22 protein-coding genes are annotated in these 23,019 nt (G+C 46.3%); 15 read left to right on the top strand and 7 right to left on the bottom strand.

What is annotated here, in order from left to right:
• Positions 1-46 precede the first annotated feature (46 nt).
• The 9 genes from BC351_RS06425 (at position 47) to BC351_RS06385 (ending at position 8,203) form a co-directional block, all read left to right on the top strand.
• A complete protein-coding gene (locus BC351_RS06425) occupies positions 47-1,150 on the top strand; it encodes an HpcH/HpaI aldolase/citrate lyase family protein (RefSeq protein ID WP_079409895.1) in 1,104 nt (367 codons plus the stop codon).
• Entirely contained in the window at positions 1,095-2,510 is a 1,416-nt protein-coding gene (locus BC351_RS06420; RefSeq protein WP_244208900.1) for a phosphoribosyltransferase family protein, read from the top strand. Before BC351_RS06425 ends, BC351_RS06420 begins: the two co-directional genes overlap by 56 nt.
• Positions 2,486-3,619, top strand: a complete 1,134-nt coding sequence (locus BC351_RS06415; protein ID WP_079409894.1) for a cysteine protease StiP family protein — start codon at positions 2,486-2,488, stop codon at positions 3,617-3,619. The genes BC351_RS06420 and BC351_RS06415 overlap by 25 nt, the downstream gene beginning before the upstream one ends.
• On the top strand, positions 3,616-4,452 hold the full coding sequence (locus BC351_RS06410) for an HAD family hydrolase (RefSeq protein ID WP_079409893.1): 837 nt from the start codon (positions 3,616-3,618) through the stop codon (positions 4,450-4,452). The genes BC351_RS06415 and BC351_RS06410 overlap by 4 nt, the downstream gene beginning before the upstream one ends.
• Positions 4,449-5,471, top strand: a complete 1,023-nt coding sequence (locus BC351_RS06405; protein ID WP_079409892.1) for an ATP-grasp domain-containing protein — start codon at positions 4,449-4,451, stop codon at positions 5,469-5,471. Before BC351_RS06410 ends, BC351_RS06405 begins: the two co-directional genes overlap by 4 nt.
• A 254-nt stretch (positions 5,472-5,725) precedes the next feature.
• Positions 5,726-6,295 carry a hypothetical protein gene (locus tag BC351_RS06400; protein ID WP_079409891.1) on the top strand — a complete coding sequence of 190 codons (570 nt, stop codon included), beginning with the start codon at positions 5,726-5,728 and terminating at the stop codon, positions 6,293-6,295.
• A 24-nt stretch (positions 6,296-6,319) separates the two neighbouring features.
• Positions 6,320-6,928: a sigma-70 family RNA polymerase sigma factor gene (locus tag BC351_RS06395; RefSeq protein ID WP_079409890.1), complete on the top strand. Its 609-nt coding sequence runs from the start codon at positions 6,320-6,322 to the stop codon at positions 6,926-6,928.
• A 39-nt stretch (positions 6,929-6,967) separates the two neighbouring features.
• Entirely contained in the window at positions 6,968-7,612 is a 645-nt protein-coding gene (locus tag BC351_RS06390; protein WP_079409889.1) for a pentapeptide repeat-containing protein, read from the top strand.
• A 27-nt stretch (positions 7,613-7,639) separates the two neighbouring features.
• Positions 7,640-8,203 (top strand): 5' nucleotidase, NT5C type, encoded by a 564-nt coding sequence (locus BC351_RS06385; RefSeq protein ID WP_079409888.1) that lies wholly within the window; start codon positions 7,640-7,642, stop codon positions 8,201-8,203.
• 32 nt (positions 8,204-8,235) lie between these two features.
• Here the strand turns inward: BC351_RS06385 and BC351_RS06380 are convergent, their stop codons facing one another.
• Genes BC351_RS06380 through BC351_RS06365 form a run of 4 tightly spaced genes read right to left on the bottom strand, consistent with a single transcriptional unit; the run spans position 8,236 to position 13,308 of the window.
• Positions 8,236-9,537, bottom strand: a complete 1,302-nt coding sequence (locus BC351_RS06380; RefSeq protein ID WP_079409887.1) for an MBL fold metallo-hydrolase — start codon at positions 9,535-9,537, stop codon at positions 8,236-8,238.
• The gene (locus tag BC351_RS06375) at positions 9,534-11,192 is read right to left on the bottom strand and encodes an ABC transporter permease (protein ID WP_079409886.1); all 1,659 of its coding nucleotides are present in this window, start codon (positions 11,190-11,192) and stop codon (positions 9,534-9,536) included. The genes BC351_RS06380 and BC351_RS06375 overlap by 4 nt, the downstream gene beginning before the upstream one ends.
• Before the next feature lie 24 nt (positions 11,193-11,216).
• Positions 11,217-12,314, bottom strand: a complete 1,098-nt coding sequence (locus BC351_RS06370; RefSeq protein WP_079409885.1) for an ABC transporter substrate-binding protein — start codon at positions 12,312-12,314, stop codon at positions 11,217-11,219.
• Between the two features lie 31 nt (positions 12,315-12,345).
• Entirely contained in the window at positions 12,346-13,308 is a 963-nt protein-coding gene (locus BC351_RS06365) for an ABC transporter ATP-binding protein (RefSeq protein ID WP_079409884.1), read from the bottom strand.
• A 168-nt stretch (positions 13,309-13,476) separates the two neighbouring features.
• Here BC351_RS06365 and BC351_RS06360 point away from each other — a divergent pair, with 168 nt between their 5' ends.
• From BC351_RS06360 to BC351_RS06345, 4 genes are all read left to right on the top strand, one after another.
• Positions 13,477-14,376: a LysR family transcriptional regulator gene (locus BC351_RS06360; RefSeq protein ID WP_079409883.1), complete on the top strand. Its 900-nt coding sequence runs from the start codon at positions 13,477-13,479 to the stop codon at positions 14,374-14,376.
• A 105-nt stretch (positions 14,377-14,481) separates the two neighbouring features.
• The gene (locus BC351_RS06355; RefSeq protein ID WP_079409882.1) at positions 14,482-15,345 is read left to right on the top strand and encodes a hypothetical protein; all 864 of its coding nucleotides are present in this window, start codon (positions 14,482-14,484) and stop codon (positions 15,343-15,345) included.
• 48 nt (positions 15,346-15,393) lie between these two features.
• Complete coding sequence (locus BC351_RS06350; protein ID WP_208629626.1) at positions 15,394-16,365, top strand: hypothetical protein; 972 nt, start codon at positions 15,394-15,396, stop codon at positions 16,363-16,365.
• A gap of 626 nt (positions 16,366-16,991) precedes the next feature.
• Positions 16,992-17,213 carry a hypothetical protein gene (locus tag BC351_RS06345; protein WP_079409881.1) on the top strand — a complete coding sequence of 74 codons (222 nt, stop codon included), beginning with the start codon at positions 16,992-16,994 and terminating at the stop codon, positions 17,211-17,213.
• Between the two features lie 913 nt (positions 17,214-18,126).
• Here the strand turns inward: BC351_RS06345 and BC351_RS06340 are convergent.
• Complete coding sequence (locus BC351_RS06340; RefSeq protein ID WP_158081991.1) at positions 18,127-18,969, bottom strand: transposase; 843 nt, start codon at positions 18,967-18,969, stop codon at positions 18,127-18,129.
• Positions 18,970-19,647: 678 nt separating this feature from the next.
• On the opposite strand from BC351_RS06340, the gene yunB reads away from it, so the two are divergent.
• On the top strand, positions 19,648-20,421 hold the full coding sequence (gene yunB / locus BC351_RS06335; protein WP_244208899.1) for a sporulation protein YunB: 774 nt from the start codon (positions 19,648-19,650) through the stop codon (positions 20,419-20,421).
• An 8-nt stretch (positions 20,422-20,429) separates the two neighbouring features.
• On the opposite strand, the gene BC351_RS06330 is transcribed toward yunB, so the two are convergent.
• Positions 20,430-21,479 carry a M23 family metallopeptidase gene (locus BC351_RS06330; RefSeq protein ID WP_425270903.1) on the bottom strand — a complete coding sequence of 350 codons (1,050 nt, stop codon included), beginning with the start codon at positions 21,477-21,479 and terminating at the stop codon, positions 20,430-20,432.
• 116 nt (positions 21,480-21,595) lie between these two features.
• On the opposite strand from BC351_RS06330, the gene larC2 reads away from it, so the two are divergent.
• Positions 21,596-22,066 (top strand): nickel pincer cofactor biosynthesis protein LarC2, encoded by a 471-nt coding sequence (larC2, locus tag BC351_RS06325; protein WP_079409878.1) that lies wholly within the window; start codon positions 21,596-21,598, stop codon positions 22,064-22,066.
• A 47-nt stretch (positions 22,067-22,113) separates the two neighbouring features.
• Here the strand turns inward: larC2 and larC are convergent, their stop codons facing one another.
• Positions 22,114-23,016 (bottom strand): nickel pincer cofactor biosynthesis protein LarC, encoded by a 903-nt coding sequence (larC, locus tag BC351_RS06320; RefSeq protein ID WP_079409877.1) that lies wholly within the window; start codon positions 23,014-23,016, stop codon positions 22,114-22,116.
• Positions 23,017-23,019 lie beyond the last annotated feature (3 nt).

Below are 23,019 nucleotides of genomic sequence, written 5' to 3'. Positions count from 1 at the left end.
CCTCTTTGGAGGGATTGTTCTTTCACCAAAAGAGGGAGGGATCGGTTTGCGGTATTTTAATTATTTAACACCCGATGAAGAAAAAGCTTTATTTTATATTCCTCCCACTTCTTTCTACAATTATTCGCCCAAAGATATTCTAGCTCATTCGATCGGTGCGGCCCTATATATGCCGGCTACTCGCCCTACATTTGCGGAAGATATTGCTTTTGGCAAACTGGAAGGTCTTGTCTCCGTCGTCCTTGATTTGGAGGATGCGGTTGGTGAGAATGAGGTTCATGAAGCAGAGGAATCTCTCGTGAATCAAATGAATAAGCTGTCTGCCCTCATTGAGCTGGGTATTCTGAATGCAGAGAACTTGCCGCTGCTCTTCGTTCGGGTGAGAAATGAGAATCAACTGAACTATCTCATTGAGCGATTGGAAGACAATATAACCCTGCTGACTGGGATTGTTTTTCCGAAGTTTACGATGGAGAATGGCGAAGCCTATTTCCAACCCTTAGAAAATTACAATGATGAGAAACCATCTTCTGCTCCTACGCTATACGGTCTGCCTATCCTCGAGTCTGGCGCTATTATCTATAAAGAAAGCCGCTTCCAAACGCTGCAAGGGATTAAAGACATTTTAACCAAGTATAAAGATCTCGTCCTGAACGTCCGAATAGGCGCTACGGATTTCTCCAGCTTATTTGGCTTGCGAAGAAGCTCGGAAATGACTATTTATGATATTGCACCGATTCGTGATTGCATCGCAGATATTATTAATATATTTGGTCGTGTCGATGCTTCGTATGTGATCTCTGGTCCTGTGTGGGAATATTTCCCTGAGAAGGGGCTGATTCGAGAAGTTATTATGGATAAAGAAAACGGACTTATTGGCAAAACCATTATTCATCCTACCCATATTAAGCCGGTACAATCGCTCTACACGGTAACCCATGAGGAATATGCCGATGCCACAAGCATTATCTCCAATAACAATGGCGATCATGGTGTGATCAAGAGCGCATATGCGAATAAAATGAATGAAATTAAACCTCATTTAAGCTGGGCCAAACGGATTCTTTTACGATCACACATTTATGGGGTGCTGCATGAACAACAACAATATTTCGGATTATTGTCCAAGCAAGACCGTGCGTACGTATAGCATTGCCGGAGATTTAGAGCTTCGTGTAAATGTGACTTCAAACCCCTATGAAATTCCTCTCGATAGTTTATTTGCGATGGCAGCAAGAATTAATAAGAAGCGCTCGTTTCTCTTTGTCAGTAAAGTGCTCGGCAAGCATATTCCAGTTCGTCCCTATGCCTCCTTGTTAAGCGGGGTATCGCTCTCATTACTGCTGCAGCAAGCTCTCCAAGGCAATCTGCCGAATCATTTAATACCACTAGCGATGCAAGGGATCATAGAGCCTCTTCAAGCAGAGGCTGCCTACAAGGAAATCATGTCACATCAATTGTCTCTCCCTCAGTCCGTTGCCTTTATAGGCTTTGCTGAAACGGCTACGGCGATTGGACATGCGGTGTTTCAGACTTTTGCCCATAATGGCAGTTACATTCATACGACGCGAGAGGTGATTGAAGGATCATCATCGTTGATTAATTTCAGTGAAGAGCATTCCCATGCGGTTGCTCATTACTGCTATGCCCAAGATCTGAATCTGCTTACGCAGGCGGAACTTGTCGTTCTGGTTGATGATGAGATTACGACAGGCAAAACATCCTTGAATATTATTCGAGATATGCAGGGGAAATTCCCGAAGAAGGTTTACTATATTCTAGCGCTGCTGGACTGGCGAACAGAGGACGATCAGGAGCAGTTTAGGAAACTGGAGTCGGAGCTCGGCATCACTATACACGTGATTTCGCTAATCAAAGGCGAGGTGAGCGTGCTCGGTTCATCGGAGAGCATCCCTCCTCAAACAACAGAACTAATTCACGCCGCGGATCAAAAGGAACTAATTCATTATACGTATATGGATCAACTGTTTGAACATGCCGACGCTGCGAGCCGACGTCCTTATTTGCGGCACAGCGGCCGCTTTGGTCTGACATCGGCAGATCGGGCACAATTCGATGAGGCCATTACTCAAGCCGCGAACCGGCTGGAACAGACGCGTACGGGCACGAAAACGCTGTGTGTAGGAACCGGGGAGTTTATGTATATCCCTATGCGTCTCGCAGCCGAAATGGGTGAAGGTGTTCGCTACCAATCGACCACGCGAAGCCCGATTCATTGCATAGATCGTGAGGGCTACGCCGTTACGGTCGGCTATCCTTATCCAGCTCCGGAGGACCCGGAGGTCACTCATTTTCTATACAACCTACCGGTAGGTTTGTATGACGATCTCTATCTTTTCATGGAAAGGGAAGTGGATCCCGCAGCGCTGCAGCCGTTGCTGCAGATTCTCCGAACGCGCAGGCTGCAAAGAATTCATGTTGTTTTCTTTTCTCCGCAAACCATAGAGTGGAAGGAGACTGAGGCATGGCAGATTGGCGCGCAAAATTAATAAACGAGCCAGCGCCCTTAGGCAGTTATCCGGCTTCTGATGTGACCTTCCTGCTTAAGGATATAAGCGAGGTTAAGCTGGAGAAGTCGGTTGATGCAAGGGAGCGGGCGATTCAATCAGGCACGCATTATTCCGAGATGCTTCCTGTTGAGAAGCAGCCAACGGATGATTATTTGGCGTTGTACCAAGACACCTTGCAGCAATCCGCCAGGAAAGTTGCAAGTGCTGTAGGTACGACGGCCGAGCTCATCAGACATAAAAAGGGGCGGAACACGGTGTTGGTCTCTTTGGCGAGAGCAGGTACACCTGTGGGTATCCTGATCAAACGCTACTTGCAGGACATACACCTTATGGACTTGCCTCACTACAGCATTTCGATTATTCGCGGCAAAGGGATTGACGAGAATGCTTTATTCTACATCCTGCAGAAGCATCCCGGCGCCAAGCTGCAATTCGTCGATGGATGGACCGGGAAGGGAGCCATCCGCAAAGTGCTGACGGATGCTTGCCGCAAGCTGGAACAAGCGTATGAAATCAAGCTGGACGATGATTTGGCTGTGCTTGCTGACCCGGGACATTGCACGGATCTATTCGGTACAAGAGAGGATTTCCTGATACCGAGCGCTTGTTTGAACTCAACGGTATCCGGATTAATGAGTCGGACTGTTCTGCGCGATGATTTGATTGGACCGAGTGACTTCCACGGGTCTAAGTATTACAAAGAGTGGCTGGATCAGGACCTCTCGAACCACTTTATCGCAGCGATAACACCTTTCTTCGGCGAGGTTCAGGAGGAAGCCATGCAGAGGGCAGATGACATGCTAGCCCATCCTCCTGAGGTATCCTGGAAAGGCCTTCAGGATATCCAGGCTATTCAACGCGATTATCAAATGGCGGATATCAACTTGATCAAGCCAGGTGTCGGTGAGACGACACGCGTGCTGCTACGCCGAGTGCCGTGGCGCATTCTTGTAGACCGCTTGGATAACCCGAATATTCGTCATATTCGTCTGCTCGCCGAAGCTAGAGATGTGCCGGTGGAAGTCTATCATGGACTCAGCTATTCGTGCTGTGGACTTATTAAATCGGTGAAGGGGGATGCTGAATGATTTTTGCAAGCGACCTGGACCAGACGCTTATTTATTCACAGCCTTTGGAACGAGCCGAAGAGCTGGGCAGTCGAATTGTACTGGCCGAGCTCATTGACGGCAAGCCGAGATCGTATATGTCTTCAAGCTCCTACCAGCAGCTTCAAGCGCTGATGACTGAGCTTACTTTCATTCCGGTCACGACACGGACGATGCAGCAGTATTTGCGGATACATGTGATCAGCCAAATGTTAAAGCCCAAATACGCAGTTACGAGCAACGGCGGCAATATTATGATTGATGGGCAGCCTGATCCAGACTGGCAGGTGTCTATGGTTAGCCGTGTAAATGAGACTAGCGTACACGTAGAGGACGTTCGAGCGTTGATGGCACAAGTGCTTCATCCGGAATGGGTCATTAATTCGACTTACTGTGATGAATATTTCTTTTCTCATATCGTGCAGAGAGACAAGATGCCGCTTCAGGAAGTGAGCGACATGAGCGCAGAGCTTCAGCGGATGGGATGGAATACGTCCATTCAGGGAAGGAAAGTATATGTCGTTCCTCAAGCTGTGAACAAACGAGATTCCGTCGCGCATGTTAAGGAGCTGCTTGGAGAAGACAAGGTCGCGGCATCGGGAGACTCCCTGCTGGATCAGGTCCTGCTGGACTTCGCTGACTATGCAATAGCACCCAGACATGGCGAATTATTTCGACAGCAGCAGCTTAACCCCACGGGGTGCTATCGCTTTACAGAGGAATCCGGCATTTTCGCTGCGGATGAAATCTTAGCGTATGTCCAAACCGTAAACCAAGAGCAGAAGAATCGTTTCGTGATAAAGGAGACCTCATGAAAAAAGTATGGTTTAACCGCTGGTTTTCCGTTGCTTACCACTACATGAACAGCATCCGCAATAATGAGGATGGCGTGCAGTTCAAGATGTATGCAACGCATCCTGATCGTACTCACATGGCCCTGCAGGCGGCTGATTTCGCAGATACAGAGCCTGTTCTGGGGGACGATGATTATGTTGAGTTCGCGCTCAATTTCTGCAAGCAACACGGCATTGATGTGTTTATTCCGAGATTGCATATGTACGCCATAGCCAAGCATTTGGATTTATTCGAAAAAGCAGGAACCAAGGTTACGGTATGCCGCGATCTGGAACTTCTGGAGAATTTGCTGGAGAAACAGAAATTCTATGAATCTATTCGACAGAAGGATATTCTTGCGATTCCTGATTATCAAGTTGTCAACACGGCAGATGAATTCATGGCGGCTTATGAAGCGCTCACCCAAGCAGGTCATCAAGTCTGTATGAAGCCGACGAATGCAGAAGGCGGGATGGGTTTTAGAATCATCAGTAACAAAAGGGATACCCTAGGTGATTTGTTCGGAACGGTGACACCTTATCTTTCAACCGATCAGGCATATCAGATCTTATCCTCCGTGGATCGTTTTGATGATCTGATGGTGATGGAATTGCTGAATGGCTATGAATACAGCATTGATTGTTTGGCTTCCGCTTCCGGGGAGCTGTTAGCCGCCGTACCACGCCGCAAAGCAGATGGACGACTGCGGTTATTGGAGGAAGTGCCTGAACTCGTCGAGATCGCGAATAAGGTTGCCGCCACGTATCGGATTCCTTTTAACTACAACATTCAAGTGAAATATAACCAAGGTGTTCCCAAATTGCTTGAAATTAATCCGAGAATGTCCGGTGGTCTGCATGTCACATGCTTATCAGGCATTAACTTCCCGTATTTAGCGGTGAAATCGATTTTGGGCGGGCAGGTGGACGTGCAGAAGCCCAATTATGGTATTTTAGCTAGCCATATCGAAAAATACATTATTATGGATATCGGCGAATAAAAAAAGCTGCCCATCATATCTTGGAGTATAGATGATCAAATCTGTCGAAGAAGGTGCAGAGTATGATGATAGGCAGAATTATACTATTCGGCATAATCGTCGTTCTCATTGTCTTAGCCAGTGCTGAAAAAGCAGAAGCTGTGTCCAAATTTATTGATAAATAGACATTTTTGAAACCTGAAAAGGTTTCTTTTTTTTCATTCGATTTGGTAGAATGGAAGATAGAGTCTGCATTTGTTCGGGAGGGATGTACGTTGCTCGATTTTACATTTGAAATTATCGACGAATTTACAATTAATACCAAAATTTTATACGCCAATGAATGGTTTACTTTCAACATATATGAGAAAGATCAAGTGTGGACACTTCATCCCTTCGATGGCATGCTCATACGGAATAAAGATATGTGCCAACTCGTCGTGAACGAACTGCTCAAAAATAAATATTTTCATGTCATGTGTGCCAAAGAAAATATTCTCTTGTCCGAAATTAGAACGACAGTGGATCTGGGGAATCGCGCAAATCCAGCGCTGCCTGAACCAAGGCCCAGAGAGGAAAGACCAGTAGACGATGAGCCGGAGGATGTTCAATCCTTCATGGATAATCACAGTCTGGATGAAATCATGGAAATCGAGAAAGAGATCGTTCACACGCGAATGTCTGTGTATAAGCAGATGCTAGAGATTATGTTTATGCAAGGAGCGAGTCCGACAGATAAGGAATTTGTGCAGATCCAATCCGTTTTTACGATGTGGAAAGAAGCGTACGAGAAGATCACCGGGCTCAGCGATTCAGATTTTTCGGGCGGGAAGAAAAGATGGTAGTTTTCATGAAAAAGGAGTTATATCATGCTGCAATTAAACGATAGTCAGCTTGCCACCATGTGGAGTCAAGGGGATTCTAAAGCGTTCAATCGTCTTCTGGAATTGTACAAGGACAAAATATATCGATTAGCCTTTCGAATGCTGCGCAACAAATCGGATTCGGAGGACGTTGTTCAAGAAACATTCCTGCGGGCGTATCAACACTCCCATCGGTTTGACACGACGAAAAACTTCTCCAGCTGGATTTTTAGCATTGGCAAGAATGTGACTATTGATTTTTTGCGCAAAAAAAAGTCGGAGCTGTCGATGGACTCCAATCCACATCCCTATCAGGATGCACTCCCTTTTTATGAGAAGCTGACCAGTCCTGAGAAAACGCCCGAGCTTCAATTGATCGAGTCAGAAACTGCGGCCCAAGTTGAGCTTATGCTTCAAGATCTGCCGGATAAATACAAAACGTTAATCATCTATAAATACTATTTGGATATGTCTCTGGAGGATATCAGCAAAGAGGTCAATTTGCCGGTTTCGACGATCAAAACCAGATTATTCCGCGGGCGGAATTTCATCAAAAGAAAATGGGGATCCTTATTCTTCATGGTGCAAAGTCTGACCTCGGTCATTATTTTCTAATAGCAACAACCCTACATTTTGATTGATAGAGGAGTACGTATGAGCCTTCCCAAAATTGATGCACCCAAGATGCCAAAGGAATTGCCGGAGATCACGCTGCCGAGCGAGGAAATGGAATCCGAGGAAAATTACCATACAGGAATTATCAGTGACTGTACGATTGATAATCAATCGGGCTATAAAGTTGCTTTTGATAAAATTATTTTTCGAAATGTCATCTTTACGCGGATTTCGATGAAAGAAATTGAACTGACCGATGTCATTTTTGATCGATGTGATTTATCCAACGTCGATTTTGGAGAAGCTACTATACATCGGACCGAATTCCGTAATTGCAAAATTATTGGCATGGATCTCACGGGAGCTACGATCCGCAATGTCTTATTTCAATCTTGTTTAGGCGATTATGCGACATTTCGGATGGCGAATTTCAAACAAATTAACTTCCAGGATTGTTCGTTGTTAAGCTCTGATTTTTATGAGTCAACGCTGCTGAAGGTGCATTTTGAAACTTGTCAGCTGGACCGGTCACAATTTACGGGATCGAAGCTCTCTGGCATTGATATCAGCAGCTGTGAGTTCACAAGCCTAGGTGTAAGCATAGATGACTTGCGCGGCTGCATTATTTCGCGGGGACAAGCTTCTGTTTTTGCAAGTCTTTTTGGACTTGTGCTTAAGGAATAAAGGGTTCAACGAAATGAGGATATTACCGTGAAATTTGGTTTTGATATTGATGATACGCTCATCAATTTAAGAGAGCATGCTTTTCATATTTATAACGATAAATTGCAGCAGCATGTAGGATTAGATGTATTTCAGGCTTTGCCTTCAATGGAAATCCACAGTGCATTCGGATTGACGAAGGAGGAGGGCGGGAAGCTATGGTCCAGCCTCCGCGATGATATTTATTACTCTAAGTGCGCTGTGTTCCCGCACGCTCGCGAGGTGCTTCAAGAGTTGGTCAAACAAGGCCATGAGGTATATTACATTACGGCCAGAGCCCCGGAGCATACGGATCGGACAAGGCAATGGCTCATAGATAACGATTTCCCTGTAGCGGAAGGCCATTTCTTCTGTGGCATGAGTGATTCGGAGAAGGTTCATATTATTGACGAGCTGAAATTAGATTATTATTTCGATGATAAACCAGCCGTGCTGGAAACCTTGTCACATCTGCCAGTGAACGTTTATGTCAAAGATCGATCCTATAATCAGCATTTGCAGCTGCCCAGGATTACTTCTTGGGATGAGCTTCTGGAAGTGTTGAAAAAGTAAACAGGGTAGGACGAATTGTCCTACCCCCTACCCTACAGATTAATCGTGTCACCTGGTTGCAAGGAAAGTAAATCATGAAGACCTTCAGACTCAAGCTGCCCAAGCAGGATATCCGTATCTCGTTTGGGCGCATGAACCAGCAGTTTAAACTTGCTGTTCATGGCTTGAGTCATTTTGCGTACATCCGGTTGCCCTTGGTGTATTTTGTAGCGAATCACCGACATCCGACAACCGCGCTCTTCTTCGCGAAGAGCCAGCAGCTGCTGCGCCATCGTCCCTTTGGCAACATGCCCGGTAATCAGAATGCCGCTGGCTGCGTGACTTTGCAGCTGCTCATAATACCACTGTGCCTTCACGGACTGCATCATGCCATCTGTCGTAAACCAGATGGCTGCTCTGTTGTTGGCGATGTCTTGCTCCAAGAGCCGTGCGCGCTGCTCATCGCTGCGCACCACTTCAAAGCTGCTGACGCGCAAAGCATCAGCGAGAACGCGTTCCATGCCTGGCTTGAGCCAGCTGGCATGCTGCAGTAAGAGCTCCATGGCGTGGACGAGCTCTTGCTCGACGCGAATGGGCGTTTCGGGGAACTGCTGCCGCATGAGCAGCAGAAGCTCTTGACCTCTGCCGGAGACGGGTACCGGCATAAGCAGCTGGCCGCCTGCTGACAAGATGTCATCAGCAGCAGCATAAAGCTGCTCCAGCTTGTCAGCTTGCTGCGCCGTGTCTGTGCTGTAAGCAGCATCAACAATAGCTCCGTCCAAATTCGCAAGCCTGCGCAGTTCATCCTCCGGTGCATCGGTTCCAAGCAGGAACGATTCTTCACTATAATCCCCTGAGTAGAATAAGCGCTTTCCATCCAATTCAAGCAGCAGCCAGACCGATCCAAGCATATGTCCGCTTCGCCCCCAGCAAATCCGAAGGGAAGGTGACAGCTCACACCATTGCAGCGGTGGAACCTCGTCTTCAAGGTAGGCATAGGTAACAGCAGCAAGGTCTTCTTCACCATAAGGCAGCTGTCCGCCTTGCTGTTTAACATAGTTCCCCCAAGCGGTGTAATAACCGGGCAGCTGCTCGGCTGTTATTCTCGTGGTCCACACTTTGCCGGTGTACCCCATTTTATATAGCCAAGGGATGGCGATCGAATGATCCTCATGGGCATGTGAAAGAAAAACAGCGTCCAAACGAGCAATACGGGAGGGATCCAGAAGAGGATATTCCCCACAGCCTTCCCGCTTGACGCCGCAATCCAGCAAAATACTCGTGTGATCATTGCCTAGCCAATAGCAGGAGCGGCCGTGTTCACCGGCACCGCCCCATACATGTAATTGCATCATTGCGCATTCCACTTTCTGTTCGAATTCATGTTGTTTACAATAAGCAGCAGGGTTGTAGTCAGTGCGACCGACACGACGGCCATCGCCATACCGAGAGAGAGCTGACCTTGCTCGAATTGAGCGAAGATGTAGGTGGCTGAAGTCTGCATGGAAGGCGGCAGCACCATCAGCGAGGCGACTAGCTCTCTTAGCGAGATGGTGAAGGTCATCATCCAGCCGGCCAGCATACCCGGCAGCAGCAGTGGCAAGACAATACGTCGGAACACGTACCAGGGCTTCCCGCCGAAGACTTGCCCGGCTTGCCGCAAGGATTCGTCCAGCTGCCCGTTGCGGGCCTTGACGTATTGTACGGTGTACGGCAGGAAGAACACCACGTAAGTGAGGACGACCATGCCGTAAGTGTTGTAGATATGGATCGGCATCCAAGGCGCGTTCCATACCATAATGAGTCCGACGACTAGGACCATATCAGGCACGGTGTTCGGCAGCAGGCTGAACATATCGGTGATGCGCTGCGGCAGCCGCTTGGCGCGGCCGATGCTCAATGCGAACCAAGTGCCAAGCGCGACAGCTAAGCATGCGGCGAGCAGGGCGAGCCCCATGCTGTTCATCAGCGCTTTCATGCTCGGTGAGCCCCATGTCAGAAGCTCGCCGTAATGGTGCAGCGTTAGGTTGGTCCAAGCCAAACCATTGCCCCGGAGCTTCATCAGTGAAGCCGAAATGATAGAGAAATAGGGAATGCCGATGGCGGTAGCAAGCAGCAGAACGACATACAGCCAAGCCAGTGCTTGCTGCCAGCCGCGGTAGCCGACAATTTTCTCGCGGGAACCTTTGCCGCCAACAAGGTTGTAGGAATGGCGGCGCACAACGACAGACTGTACGTACCACAGTACGAGACAGGCAAGAAGCAGAAGTGAAGCCAATGAAGTCGCTTTTCCGAAATCTACAGGCCAACTAGAGATAGACGCTTGAATCTCGGTCGTTAGCACGAAGTAGCCGATCCGTCTGCCGAAGGTGGCCGGCGTACCGAATTCGGCCAAGGTTTTCACGAAGATAAGCAAGGCACCCATCACATAGCTTGAGAAAACTAGCGGCAGCATGACACGACGCATCGTATACATGAAGCTTGCACCATGAACGGCGGCTGCTTCTTCTTTATTCCCTCCGATTTGGATAATCGCATTGCGCAGAATTAAATAAAGGAATGGAAATAAATGAAGGCTCATGATCGTAATCATCCCGAACAAGCTGAAAAAATGGCTGCTGATCCATTGCGCACCGGGAAATAGCTGTTCAAGATAGCCGCGAGGCTGCATGAACAAAATCCATCCCATTGAGCCAATGTAAGGCGGCGTCATGAATGGAATGAGCAGCACAATGTCGAGCCAGCGATGTTTGCGAAGCGGTGTTTTAGCCATAAGCCAGGCCAAAGGCAGGGCAAAAAGGGTAGATCCTGCCACGACCCCTATGCCTAGCGTTAAGGAGTGACTGAACACTCCAGTCAAATCTTTTTCCAAAACGGTTCGAATAGGCGCGAGCAAATCCAGCTTCCCATTGATCCAAATACTTTTAAAAGAAACCCATAATAGAGGAAGGACGACCAGCACAGCCAAAAGCAGCAGTGCCAAGAACGTCCCCGTACGTTTGATTCTCATCTAGCAGTCATCCCCGTCCGGCGCTTACTTTTTGAACAATTGGGTGAACTTCTGTGTAACTGCGGCTTGGTTGTCATTCATCCAGTTCCAGTCCACTTGAATCGTAGGAATGTCTTTCGCGCTCATTCTTCCTTGTATCTGGATATCACTGCGACCGGAAAGCAAGTAAGCATCTGTGACCATCTTTTGAGCTTCATCGGAGAGCAGATATTCAATAAAGGCCTTTGCACTGTCGACATTTTTACTTGTTTTCATAATCATCGCAGGTCTTGGGGAAATAACGGTTCCGCTCGCCGGATAGATCAAATCAATTGGCTCGCCTTTTGCTTTGGAAGCATAAGTCATATAATCCACGCTAGCCATAACGATGCTTTTAGCTCCAGAAATGACAGGGTCCATAGCTTCTTGGTTGGCTCCGGCAATAATAGCTCCATTGGCTTTTACTTTACCGAACAAATCCCATGCGGAATCACCGTTTTTATTTGTATAACCTGTCATGAAATCAAGAGCAGAGCCGGATTGAGCTGGATCGGGAATATTTACTTTGTCTTTCCACTCAGGCTTCGTCAGATCGCTCCATTCCTTTGGAGGAGTCGTAACGGTTTTTGTATTGTAGGCAATCCCTAGCGCGGAGAGGCTGTAGCTAAAATAGTTGCCATCCTTATCGGAATAAGCTGGGATAAGCTTGTCAGCATTTTTCGCCTCTTTGTAAGGAAGCGTTAGTCCGCTTTTCGTCATTCCGATAGCGGAAGGAAGGGAGGCCAAGACGACAACGTCAACAACCGGATTTGTTTTTTCTGCTTCCATACGAGCTAAAATTTTACCGGTCGTTCCTTGGAACATTTCGATCTCAACGCCAGTTTTGGCTGTGAAGCCTTTTTGAATTTTTGTTGCCAAATCTGCTGGACCTGCGCTGTATACAACAATTTTACCGCTTAGTTTCTTTGCTTCAGGTGTTGGCGTCGCAGTGGCAGCTGTAGTAGCCGCGGCAGGGGTCGATGCAGTTGGATTGGCATTGGAAGTTGTTTTGGCTGTCCCACAACCGGTTAAACTAACACCTACTAGAACAGTCATTAGTGCCAAAGAGCTTACATGAAACGATTTCCTCATTTTTGTTTTCATTTTACATACACCCTCTCTGAGTTTTATGAATTTACAGCTGATGAATCTGATCTTGCGAAATATAAAGCTTTACCTGATCTCCTATTGCTAGGCGTGTTGGATGATAAGCCATCCATACATGACCATCTTCCAACTGTACAGTGACTTCATAACGCTCGCCGATGTAACTGACAGCCTGCACCACGCCGGAATAAGCAAGGTCATTCTCTGTCGATGGCATCCATCGTACATGCTCGGGACGAACCAGACGCTTGTCCGCTTCCAACCAATTCGTTTTGCCGATAAAGCGGGCGGTAAAAGCGTGTGTAGGTTTCCTGTAAATCACTTCGGGCACATCTTTTTGTAAAATGTGGCCGCTTTTCATGACGACGATCTCATCGGACATCGACATAGCCTCTGTTTGGTCATGCGTGACATAAACAGCTGTGAACCCAATTTGGCGAACCAGCCTCATAAGCTCAACCCGCATTTCTTCTCGGAGGAGAGCATCCAAGGCACTCATGGGCTCATCGAAAAGGACGAGCTGTGGACGGACAACAATCGCTCTGGCCAGGGCCACGCGCTGCTGTTGACCTCCGGAAAGTTGGTGCGGATAGCGCTTTTCCATGCCTTGCAATTGAACCAATTCGATGGCCTCCATCGATCGATTGCGCCAGTTGGTTGTATCTCCCTGAGCTTTAAGTCCAAAAGCCACATTTTCTAGAATTGTTAAGTGCGGCCAAAGGGCAAAGTCTTGAAAGACCATACCGAAATTGCGTTGGTGAACAGGGCGGTTAATCCTGCGTTTTTTCGAGAAGAGGCAAACATCTCCGATATGAATATCTCCCTCATCCGGCGTTTCCAGACCGGCGATAATGCGAAGCAGCGTTGTTTTGCCGCATCCTGAGGGGCCTAACAAGGTTGTAAATCGACCTTTTGATAGGGTGAGATGAATGTCTTTCAGGGCAGGTGATCCGTCAAAAGTTTTGTTGATACCGCTAAGGTGTAAAGGCATTTTAGGCATCCTTCCGTTCTTAGGAACTCAACTTCAGTTTAGAGCCTTATAATCAGCAGAGTGTCAACGCAAAGTAAATAGATTGTTAAGTTTTTGTTTGTAATCTATTCAAGTGCATAGATTTTTTCTATAATGATCCCAAACGTAATTTAAAGGAGATTGATCTCGATGAATTGGAATCTGATTAAGCTGCAAATCATTGAACTATTGGATAAATACAAACGAATTACAACCGTGGCTGAGCATTTAGGGCTGAAACAGCCAACAGTTTCCTTTCATATGAAAAGCATGGAACAGGATCTTGGCGTGAGCTTATTTTATTCCAAAGCGGGTAAAGTTCATTTGACAGAAGCGGGTCAATCGCTCAATCACTATGCCAAGAAAATAAATGCACTTGCTCAAGAAGCGGAAAGAGTTGTTAAAGAATTTGATGAGAGAGGGAGCGGACATCTAAAGATCGGAGCCAGCTATGTACCTGGCACCTACGTGCTTCCCAGCATTCTCAGCGCATTTTCGAAAAAATTTCCGCATATCTCCATTTCATTGACCGTCAGAACCTCTCCGGTTATACAAGAGATGCTGCTGAATCACGAAATCGATATTGGTGTTATGTCCGCTGAACCCTTTCAATGGGCTCCTCTGATTGGCGAAACCTTATGTGAAGACGAGCTTGTTTTCTTCTTTAACCCCCAGCACCGCATGTCCAGATATGAATCACTTCATCCCGAATTTCTAAAAGATGTTCCCTTCATCCTGCATGGCCAAGAATCAAGTACACGCACGATGACCTTGAAATGGGCGAAAAGCATGGGGATCGAGCTTAGACCTATTATGGAAATGGACTCTTTGGAAGCCATTAAACAAGCCGTATTGACCGGGGACAGTATATCCGTCATTTCGAAAATGGCCATTGCCAAAGAACTGCAGCGAGAAGAGCTGGTTTATCGTGCCATACCGCAAAATCCTTTTAAGCGGTACATCTATTTCACATATAACGAGGATCGGATTCGTTCTTCTGTTTTTGATAGTTTCTTTGATTACTTGCGTGATTCAGTTCGTTCGTACTGATCATATTTACAAAAAATACACGCACAGATGATAATCCAATGACAAATCTACCTTAATCTCAAGTCTGTAGGGAAAACTTTTCCAGAAAACAGAGGAGATGAATTGATGTTAAAGAAAAACGTGTTGAACGTCGTCATGGCCACAGTAGTTGGAACCACATTACTGGCCGGCTTTGGCGGGGCACCCCAGCAAGCAGCAGCAGCAAGCAACATGGTGCCGGATTACGAAGTGAAGCTTCTTCTGAATCCAAGCGTTGTTCTTGGATCCGATTTTAAGCTCACAAGCAGCGTCAAGACCGCATTTGGCATGCCGGACACAGTCACCAAGATGAATGTCCAATTTCTGGATACGAATGCGAAGGACATTTATAACAACGGATGGAGTCCGCGTATTCGCAAAACCGAGGGCGAGAATGATTTCGAACTCAGCTACAAAAAACGTTATGCTGTGACTGGCAATGACATCAATGGAGCATTGACATTAGCTAATCAAGAAGGCTTCAATTCAGGCGATACTGGATATGAAGCACAGATTGAGTGGGGATATCAGAAGAAAACGCTAAGTATTACCCGGAATAAAACGGGCAGCAAGTCCGGCTATAGTGGAATGGATTTACCGAACCAAAGCGATTCACGGAGTTTGCTGATCAATAATGCGCCGGATAAATTTAATAATTGGGTATCCAGTGGCTGGGGGACAAGCAAGCTTTCTTCCTCGCGTATCTATGGGCCAGTCCTCGCCAAGCGTTCTATCGGCACATGGAGTGGAGAGAAAATTTATATCGAAGTATGGCCAATTCTGAACGCAGCGGGTACGGGTACAGAATATGTCGTCGAAGCTTCCTTCAAAACAACCAGTCAAACTACGGCATCGGCCAAACATGATGAATTGATTACCTATTTACAGAACAAAGGATGGTTCCTCGCACAGGATTCTCTGAAAACACAACTTATTATGGATCGTTATTAATCTAATCGAAAAGTTCAAATAATCCAGGTAGACATAGGAGATGAGAGAATGTTACAAACCTTGAGCAAAACATCCAAACTCGTTATGGTAACAACCGCAGCAGCCGTTCTTTTGACAGGGGGGATGTTCTCGCCGCAACCAGTTTCAGCGGCAAATGGTACGCCCAACTACGAGGTCAAGCTCAATCTAGCTCCGGCGATCGTAGCAGATGCCAGTCATAATTTGGTCAGCAGCGTTCGCAGCCAATTTTCCACAGGCTCGTCCGCAAAAAGCTACCGTGTTCAGTACATGGATACAGCAGCACGTACAATGGAAGGTCAAGGCTGGAGTGATCGTATTCGCAAAAGAAGCGACCAAAGCACACACCAGATTCAGTACAAAAAGAGATACCCAGTTTCAAATGGGGATATCAACGCAGCCCTAACAACCGCAGCAGGCGATGGCCTGGATAGTTCATCTTCCGGCTTTGAATTCCAAGTCGATTGGACCTTTAGCAAACAGACCTTAAGTGTTCAATATGAAAAAGATGTAACAATTTCCGGCTATAGCGGCAACGGATTGAATGCCCCTAACCTGGCTACCTCTCGCTCCGTGTCCGTTTCTAATGCACCTAGTAATTTCAAGAACTGGACCAGCAATGGGTGGGGAACAACACAGTTGAATAATGCCGTGATTTATGGTCCCGTGGATTTCAAAAGATACAAGGGAACCTACAAAGACTTGGAGCTCGACATTGAGATTTGGACCATACTAAACGCCGCCAAAACAGGGACCGAAGATATCGTCGAGGCTTCCTTCAAAACAGACAGCCTTAGTGAAGCAACAAGCGTGCGTACCGATTTAATTAACTTACTCCGTTCCAAAGGATGGCTGGTGGAGTCCGACGTTCTCAAAACGAGCTTAATTATGGAGCGTTATGCGCCTGTCGCCACTACGCTGGATACAATTGCTCCATCCGTGTCTACAGGTGTGACCGCAGCAGCATCCTCTAGTACGCAATCACGCGTACCTGCATTTTAAACACAACAACAGACCTATTGCCCTTTCTGGGAGTGGGTCTGTTTTTTTTCGAGGGGCTGTCTCATCTTTGTCATCAGAAGCATAAAAGTACCGGAACTTTGGGTTTACAAGTGTAAGCCGATTAAAGCGCAGAGGCAAGCAAATTTTCGGGTGATTAAGGTGCAGGGAATGGGGCGAGGGCGTCCAACCCCGATCACTTGTCTGGGATACAAATACCTGTACTCACTATCCCTAAGGCTCAGTTTCTACTCGCAGACAACCGTCAAAGCAAAAAATGCGAAATGAGGAGAAAGTAAGTTAAATACTAAGCAAGATAGTAGAAGAGGAAGAGGAAGCCGAAGAGGAAGCGGATAGGAAAGCAAAGGAGCAAGCCAGGGGGATGAGGCAAAGGGGGAAGCAGGATAGGAAACAAAGGAAGGAAGCCGGGGATGAGATAGAGGAGGAAGCAGGATAGGAAACAAAGGAAGGAAGCCGGGGATGAGACAGAGGAGGAAGCAGGATAGGAAGCAAAGGAGAGGGGCCGGAGATGAGATAGAGGAGGAAGCAGGATAGGAAACAAAAGAGGGGAAGCTGGGGATGAGGGCAGAGGAAAAAGGAGGATAGGAAACAAAGGAGGAAAGTCGGGGATGAGACAGAGGAGGAAGCAGGATAGGAAGCAAAGGAGAGAGGCCGGGGATGAGGGGAGAAGAAAAAGCAGGATAGGAAAAAAAGGAGGGAAGCCGGGGATGAGACAGAGGAGGAAGCAGGATAGGAAGCAAAGGAGAGAGGCCGGGGATGAGGCAGAGGGGAAGCAGGATAGGAAGCAAAGGAGAGAGGCCGGGGATGAGATAGAGGAGGAAGCAGGATAGGAAGCAAAGGAGAGAGGCCGGGGATGAGATAGAGGAGGAAGCAGGATAGGAAGCAAAGGAGAGAGGCCGGGGATGAGATAGAGGAGGAAGCAGGATAGGAAGCAAAGGAGAGAGGCCGAGGATGAGATAGAGGAGGAAGCAGGGTAGGAAGCAAAAGAGGGAAGCTGAGGATGAGGGCAGAGGAAAAAGCAGGATAGGAAACAAAGGAGGGGAGCCGAGGATGAGACAGAGGAGAAAACAGGATAGTAAGCCAAATAAGGCAGCCGGGGATGAGGGCAGAGGAAAAAGCAGGATAGGAAGCAAAGAAGGGAATCGGAGGATGAGACAGAGGAGGAAACTGTGAATGAGGCAGAGGAGAAGGCAGAATACGAAGGTCATGAGGATACCGAAGAGCGGAAGAAGAGAAAGTAAGGAGGAAGATGAGGAAGAATAGGATGAGAAGCAGAGAAATAAAGAAGATGAAACACGTAGACATCGAAGAAAAAGAAGAACGTAAAATGTAGAAATAACGAATAACGAATAACGAATAACGAAAATTAATAATAAAAAGATATGAGGAAAAACAAAAATCGAACTTGAAGAACCAAAAACAAATACCAAAGTCCACGATTCACAGACCACAGACCACAGACCACAGACCACAGAATAGAAAACAAAAAATCGAATCGAGTGGTATCGATAAAGAGGTAACATGGACAAAAACGAAAAACGAAAAACGAAAAACGAAAAAAAGAAAGTAAGAAGCCATAAATGAGGGGAAAGAAGAAAATTAAATCAGTTTAATTAAAAAGTTAGCAAGTAAATGCAAATCTGATAGTAAACATGTGTGTTAATTCTAGTGGAGGGAGGATTTTTTTCCTGATTTCTAACCAGAAGGGTCAACATAAAACATGTCATTAGCTCTTACTATTTACTAGGAAAGTCTAAAACAGCGTTCGATTAAACAGGGGAATAGGGGAAGGTTTCTGGAAGATAGATTGAATCGAAAGCAGAATTCGTCTAAATAAATTTGTAGATGTTTGGCGCCGATTCCGTGGAAAGTATCGTTGATCCATTGGCTTGCTTGTTTTGTGAATTTGAGTAGAGGGCGAAGACGTTTAGGCGTATAGAATCCAGTTACAATATCAATAGAATATGCAGCTATATCAATCTGTTCATTTTGAAAAGTGATAATGTCGGAGCGGGAAATATGTTTTACTTTTGGATTTGTGGGAATGATGTGCTTTATTTTGAGAGAGGTAGAATCATCATCCTCATTAAGGGAAGAAGCGATAAGAAGTAGATGCTCTTTCGGGTGTTTATTAACAGTAGGGTTATAGGGGCGTCCGTAAACAGCAGAATTCACACAAATGGCGCCTGTAAGCGGAGTGAGAATATCAGAATTGTGAATTGTAGAACGAATTTTATGTAAGATAAGCCATGCAGTTTTGTATGTAACTTGAATGATATTGGAAAGCTCAACGGCCGTTGTGCCCTTATCCTTCCGTGAAACAAGGAAAAGTGCTGTCAGCCATTTACGAAGTTCTGTCCGACTGCCTTCCATGATGGTCCCTGAAGTAAGAGAGATTTGAAAGTGACAGTGACCGCATTCATAAAGCGGAAGTCGTCGCGTAGTCGTTACATATGCTTGAGGATGAGAGCAACGCGGACATTGGAAGCCTGCCGGCCACCTCGTATGGAAAAGATAATCCACACATGCGAATTCAGTGGGGAAATGGACATGAAATTGCTCTAAAGACATAGAAGAAAAATCCATGAGCATCCCCCTTAAAATTTATAAATAGAACACTTGTTCTTAATTTTATTATACTAAATATTCTGTTTTTTATCAAGTGAATAGGGAATTTTCTTGATAGTAATTGAACTTATATAACTGAGTGGTGGGGATAGTGAACATAGTGCTGGGCAAGGCAACAGAGGGTGCGCCAGAGCAGTGTCCCAGAGCAGTACCCAATAGCACTGCCCCAAAGAAGTGACCAGAGCAGTGCCCCAGAGCAGTGCCCCAGAGCAGTGCCCCAGAGCAGTGCCCCAGAGCAGTGCCCCAGAGCAGTGCCCCAGAGCAGTGCCCCAGAGCAGTGCCCCAGAGCAGTGCCCCAGAGCAGTGCCTCAGAGCAATGCGCCAGAGCAGTACCCCAAAGCAGTGCCCCAGACAAGCCCCAGACTAATGCACCAGACCGTTGAGCAAAGATAATGAACAATAACCCATGCTTCAGAAGAGGGACACTTAGGTAACGATGAAATTGGAGGTTAGTTGTAAGGGGAGTGAAATGTCAACATTTTTGCTATTGGAATATGAACAAGAAAGAAAGCCGAAGAGGCAATGCAGAGATAAACAACAAGGAAAGGCTTTATCGGGGGAACGTGTCTTCTTTTTCACTTCATGTCCGCATAAGGTAGTACTAATGAAAACGGGCAGGTCAGGGGAGGGAACGGGATGCTGCAAAGGCGACGGTGGAGAAGCAGGCCTACAGGGAAAACCAGCCGCAAAAAGGTGCTGTTGATTACTCTTCTCATCTTTGTCTTATTTGGTGTGCAGTTTTTTATTTTCGTGGAACGAAATCTTAGGCCGCCATTGATGAATTTGGCAAAAGTGCGCATAAAGCAGATTGCGACTCAAGCTATTAATACGGCTATTGCGGATCATGTGGCTGGGAGTACGAATGCGGAGCAGTTAATTGATTGGAAGATGGATAAAAACGGAAAGATTACCGGCTTCATGCTCAATTACAATGAACATATGCGTATTACATCGGATACGATTAAAACGGTGCAAGGGGAACTCAGCAATTTGCAAAGTATTTCTGAGCATATTCCTGTTGGGCAGGCGATGAATAGTGCCATTCTCTCATCATTTGGACCGGATATTCCGATTCGACTGCTGCCGGTGGGAAGTGTGAAGGTGGACTTAAACACACGCTCGCAAAATGCGGGAATTAATATGGTGATGTTCGAGGTATATGTACGAATTATTGCGGAGGTATCTGTCATTATTCCTTTTGATTCAGATACTGAGATTGTAGAAACCGAAATTCCAATATCTTACTCTTTGGTCGTTGGGGATGTTCCCACTTATTATTATGATAACAAGGGGAATCCTGTAGGCAGCAACAAGGACAATAGTTTACCGAGTATATCTCTACCGCAATTACCCAGTGCAGGCACTGCTACTTCACCTTCTGTGGAATTGCAAAAAGAGCCGAAACCATGAGGATCGGCTTATTTTTTTCTTTTGTTTCGATCTTCACGTTCCCATTTACGTAGTGAAGGATAAGGATCAAAGCTCCATTCTGTAAGCCCGTTATCACGATAAAGTCCAAAATGAAGATGAGGCGGAAATTTACCGGATGTACCAGGTTTTCCATACCCAGAACTGCCTACCCAACCGATCGTTTGACCAGGTTTTACGATGTCATTTTCTTTGATGCCTTTTTGAAAGCCTGAAAGATGGGCGTAGTAATGGTAGATATTGTTTACATCCCGAATTCCAATTCTCCAGCCACCGTAGGGATTCCAGCCTTTGACTTCGACTATGCCGTAACAGGTGCTTCTTACAGGAACGCCGTATCTGGCAAATAAATCGGTTCCTTCATGGGAGCGATGTCCCCCCCACCCTCGGCTGTCTCCCCATGTACTGCGATACGAGTAATCTGCGCTCACAGGCAACGGAAATGCATGTTCGGACGCGTCGAGTGTGCCAAGAGCTGCATAGATGGAGGAGAATTGTGTGATACGTTCAACGCTTCGCGAGTTTTGATAATAATTCCATAGATTAATTTGTAAATTCTCTTTATCGCTGCCGTTTTTGGTCATTAGTGAAGTCATGGCTGCAAGCAGATCTAAATCATTGTTTCGATCTGCTATCCCATCGCCAGAGCCATCTCGACCAAAGCCATGAAAGAAGGAGATGCTCTTTGGATCCGTATCTTGCTGGTTTGGATTTAATAACCCAACCCATTCCGACTCTGGAAAGTAAATACTGATAACCCCTTGGCGTTCGGGCCTTTTTTTGGCGATATTCATTGTTCTTTCATACTGATCTACGGCAGCCAGATATGTCCATGGAATGCCGGATAAGAGGCTTGTTTTCTCAAAGAGCTCTTTTCGTTCTGCATTCAGGTTGATTGGAGCTTTTGACGGAGCTTGCGTAAGTGATTGGTCAGTTACAGCCGCATGGGATGTCCAACTGCCTGTAAAAGTCCCGGATTCGGTTGCTGATAGGAGGAAGCTAATTACAAGAACCCGCGACCAAAACGGTCTGCTTTTCATCTCTATCATCCTTCCTGAAATGTTAGTTCTTAGGATGTACTCTTCGTGGTATGTTTATCCCCTTATCTTTCGTTGTTATCTGAATTTTGCTATGATGCCTTTAAGAGGTGAGGACAATGAGTTTTAATCATAAGGATGAGCATGTGGATGACAGTATGTTGTTAATTCAGGCAAATTTGGATGATATGAACCCAGAGTGGGTTACTTATATTATGGACAAGCTCTTCGAGGTTGGCGCGAATGATGTTTATGTCGTACCCATTATCATGAAGCGAGGCCGACCTGGCGTTATGCTGAATGTGCTTGTTGAGGAGAGGCTTTTATCTGCTGTGGAAGGTGTCATTTTTAGTGAGACGACGACGCTAGGCATAAGGTATATGCATGCATCTTGTCATCGCTTGGCTAGAGATTTCAAACAAGTTCAGACGCAGTGGGGGATGCTAACGGTAAAAGTCGGCTATCACCAAGGAAAGTTAGTGCAATATGCCCCTGAATTTAAAGAGTGTGAGCAAATTGCCAAGGAGTATCATGTTCCATTGAAGGTTGTTTATGAAGAGGTCAGGATGAAATTCATGCTGTTAAACTAAAAAACACCTCTTCCTGTTTGTGTTCAGGAAGAGGCGTTTTGCTGTGATTACTGGTGAGCTCCCGGAATGACAGCTCCTGTTTGATGAGAATGCGTATGTGGATGGGCATGAGCATGAGTATGTTCATGATGGTGATGATGGTCGTCATGCGTATGACCATGACTGTGGCTATGCTCTTGTGCAAGATGTTCATGGCCTACTTGCCATTTGCCAATGTAAGGATCTACTTTTCCAACTACTACACGCAGGACATTTGGTTGGTTAGGCAAATCTCTTGTGCCTGCTCCATAGCCGATTGTGTCTACGATCATCGGAGGAAAGCTTTTGGAAAATTCGTCCACGATACCGGATATGATGCCTGCACCCGTTGGCGTAGTCATTTCTAGGCTGTAGGTAGTTGAAGCAATTGGTAAGCCTCGCATCATTTCCAGGGTCGCCGGAGCTGGCACTGGATAAGTGCCATGGTCGATATGGATGGTTCCTGATCCAAGCGGCACTGGTGAAGCGAAGATGCGTTCTACCTGCAAGGAATCTACGGCTAGAGCAACACCAACAATATCAACAATGGAATCAATGGCTCCGACTTCGTGAAAATGTACTTTTTCAACGGAAATACCGTGAATTTTGGCTTCTGCAATACCGATTTTCTCGAAAATAGCTAAGCTGAGAGCGGTAACTCGCTCGTTGAATCCGGCAGCTTGAATAACTTTTACGATTTCGGAGTAATGGCGGTGGTGCTTAGGCGGATGATTGGGGTCTAAAATAACATCCAGCTTAAGTGCGGAAATTCCGCGTTTGACGACGCGTTTCCATTCCAAGATGTAAGGCTCTAGCTTGATTTTGGTTAGTTCTTCTTCAATGTAAGCTCGATCTGCTCCTGCATCCACTAAAGCGGCGAGAGTCATATCACCGCTAATACCGGAAAAGCAGTCCAAATATAAAATACGCATTGT

Source organism: Paenibacillus ferrarius, assembly GCF_002027705.1.
Lineage (GTDB): Bacteria > Bacillota > Bacilli > Paenibacillales > NBRC-103111 > Paenibacillus_E > Paenibacillus_E ferrarius.
This window is presented reverse-complemented; position numbering and strand designations above follow the sequence as displayed.

What these genes read in the sequence shown, in the direction of transcription:
- BC351_RS06360 (WP_079409883.1), top strand. Translation starts at nt 13,477, where the DNA reads ATGAATTGGAATCTGATTAAGCTGCAAATCATTGAACTATTGGATAAA.
- BC351_RS06420 (WP_244208900.1), top strand. Translation starts at nt 1,095, where the DNA reads ATGAACAACAACAATATTTCGGATTATTGTCCAAGCAAGACCGTGCGT.
- yunB (WP_244208899.1), top strand. Translation starts at nt 19,648, where the DNA reads ATGCTGCAAAGGCGACGGTGGAGAAGCAGGCCTACAGGGAAAACCAGC.
- larC2 (WP_079409878.1), top strand. Translation starts at nt 21,596, where the DNA reads ATGAGTTTTAATCATAAGGATGAGCATGTGGATGACAGTATGTTGTTA.
- BC351_RS06330 (WP_425270903.1), bottom strand. Translation starts at nt 21,479, where the DNA reads ATGAAAAGCAGACCGTTTTGGTCGCGGGTTCTTGTAATTAGCTTCCTC.
- BC351_RS06345 (WP_079409881.1), top strand. Translation starts at nt 16,992, where the DNA reads ATGAGACAGAGGAGGAAGCAGGATAGGAAGCAAAGGAGAGAGGCCGGG.
- BC351_RS06375 (WP_079409886.1), bottom strand. Translation starts at nt 11,192, where the DNA reads ATGAGAATCAAACGTACGGGGACGTTCTTGGCACTGCTGCTTTTGGCT.
- BC351_RS06395 (WP_079409890.1), top strand. Translation starts at nt 6,320, where the DNA reads ATGCTGCAATTAAACGATAGTCAGCTTGCCACCATGTGGAGTCAAGGG.
- larC (WP_079409877.1), bottom strand. Translation starts at nt 23,016, where the DNA reads ATGCGTATTTTATATTTGGACTGCTTTTCCGGTATTAGCGGTGATATG.
- BC351_RS06410 (WP_079409893.1), top strand. Translation starts at nt 3,616, where the DNA reads ATGATTTTTGCAAGCGACCTGGACCAGACGCTTATTTATTCACAGCCT.
- BC351_RS06365 (WP_079409884.1), bottom strand. Translation starts at nt 13,308, where the DNA reads ATGCCTTTACACCTTAGCGGTATCAACAAAACTTTTGACGGATCACCT.
- BC351_RS06370 (WP_079409885.1), bottom strand. Translation starts at nt 12,314, where the DNA reads ATGAAAACAAAAATGAGGAAATCGTTTCATGTAAGCTCTTTGGCACTA.
- BC351_RS06415 (WP_079409894.1), top strand. Translation starts at nt 2,486, where the DNA reads ATGGCAGATTGGCGCGCAAAATTAATAAACGAGCCAGCGCCCTTAGGC.
- BC351_RS06390 (WP_079409889.1), top strand. Translation starts at nt 6,968, where the DNA reads ATGAGCCTTCCCAAAATTGATGCACCCAAGATGCCAAAGGAATTGCCG.
- BC351_RS06350 (WP_208629626.1), top strand. Translation starts at nt 15,394, where the DNA reads ATGTTACAAACCTTGAGCAAAACATCCAAACTCGTTATGGTAACAACC.
- BC351_RS06340 (WP_158081991.1), bottom strand. Translation starts at nt 18,969, where the DNA reads ATGGATTTTTCTTCTATGTCTTTAGAGCAATTTCATGTCCATTTCCCC.
- BC351_RS06355 (WP_079409882.1), top strand. Translation starts at nt 14,482, where the DNA reads ATGTTAAAGAAAAACGTGTTGAACGTCGTCATGGCCACAGTAGTTGGA.
- BC351_RS06380 (WP_079409887.1), bottom strand. Translation starts at nt 9,537, where the DNA reads ATGATGCAATTACATGTATGGGGCGGTGCCGGTGAACACGGCCGCTCC.
- BC351_RS06405 (WP_079409892.1), top strand. Translation starts at nt 4,449, where the DNA reads ATGAAAAAAGTATGGTTTAACCGCTGGTTTTCCGTTGCTTACCACTAC.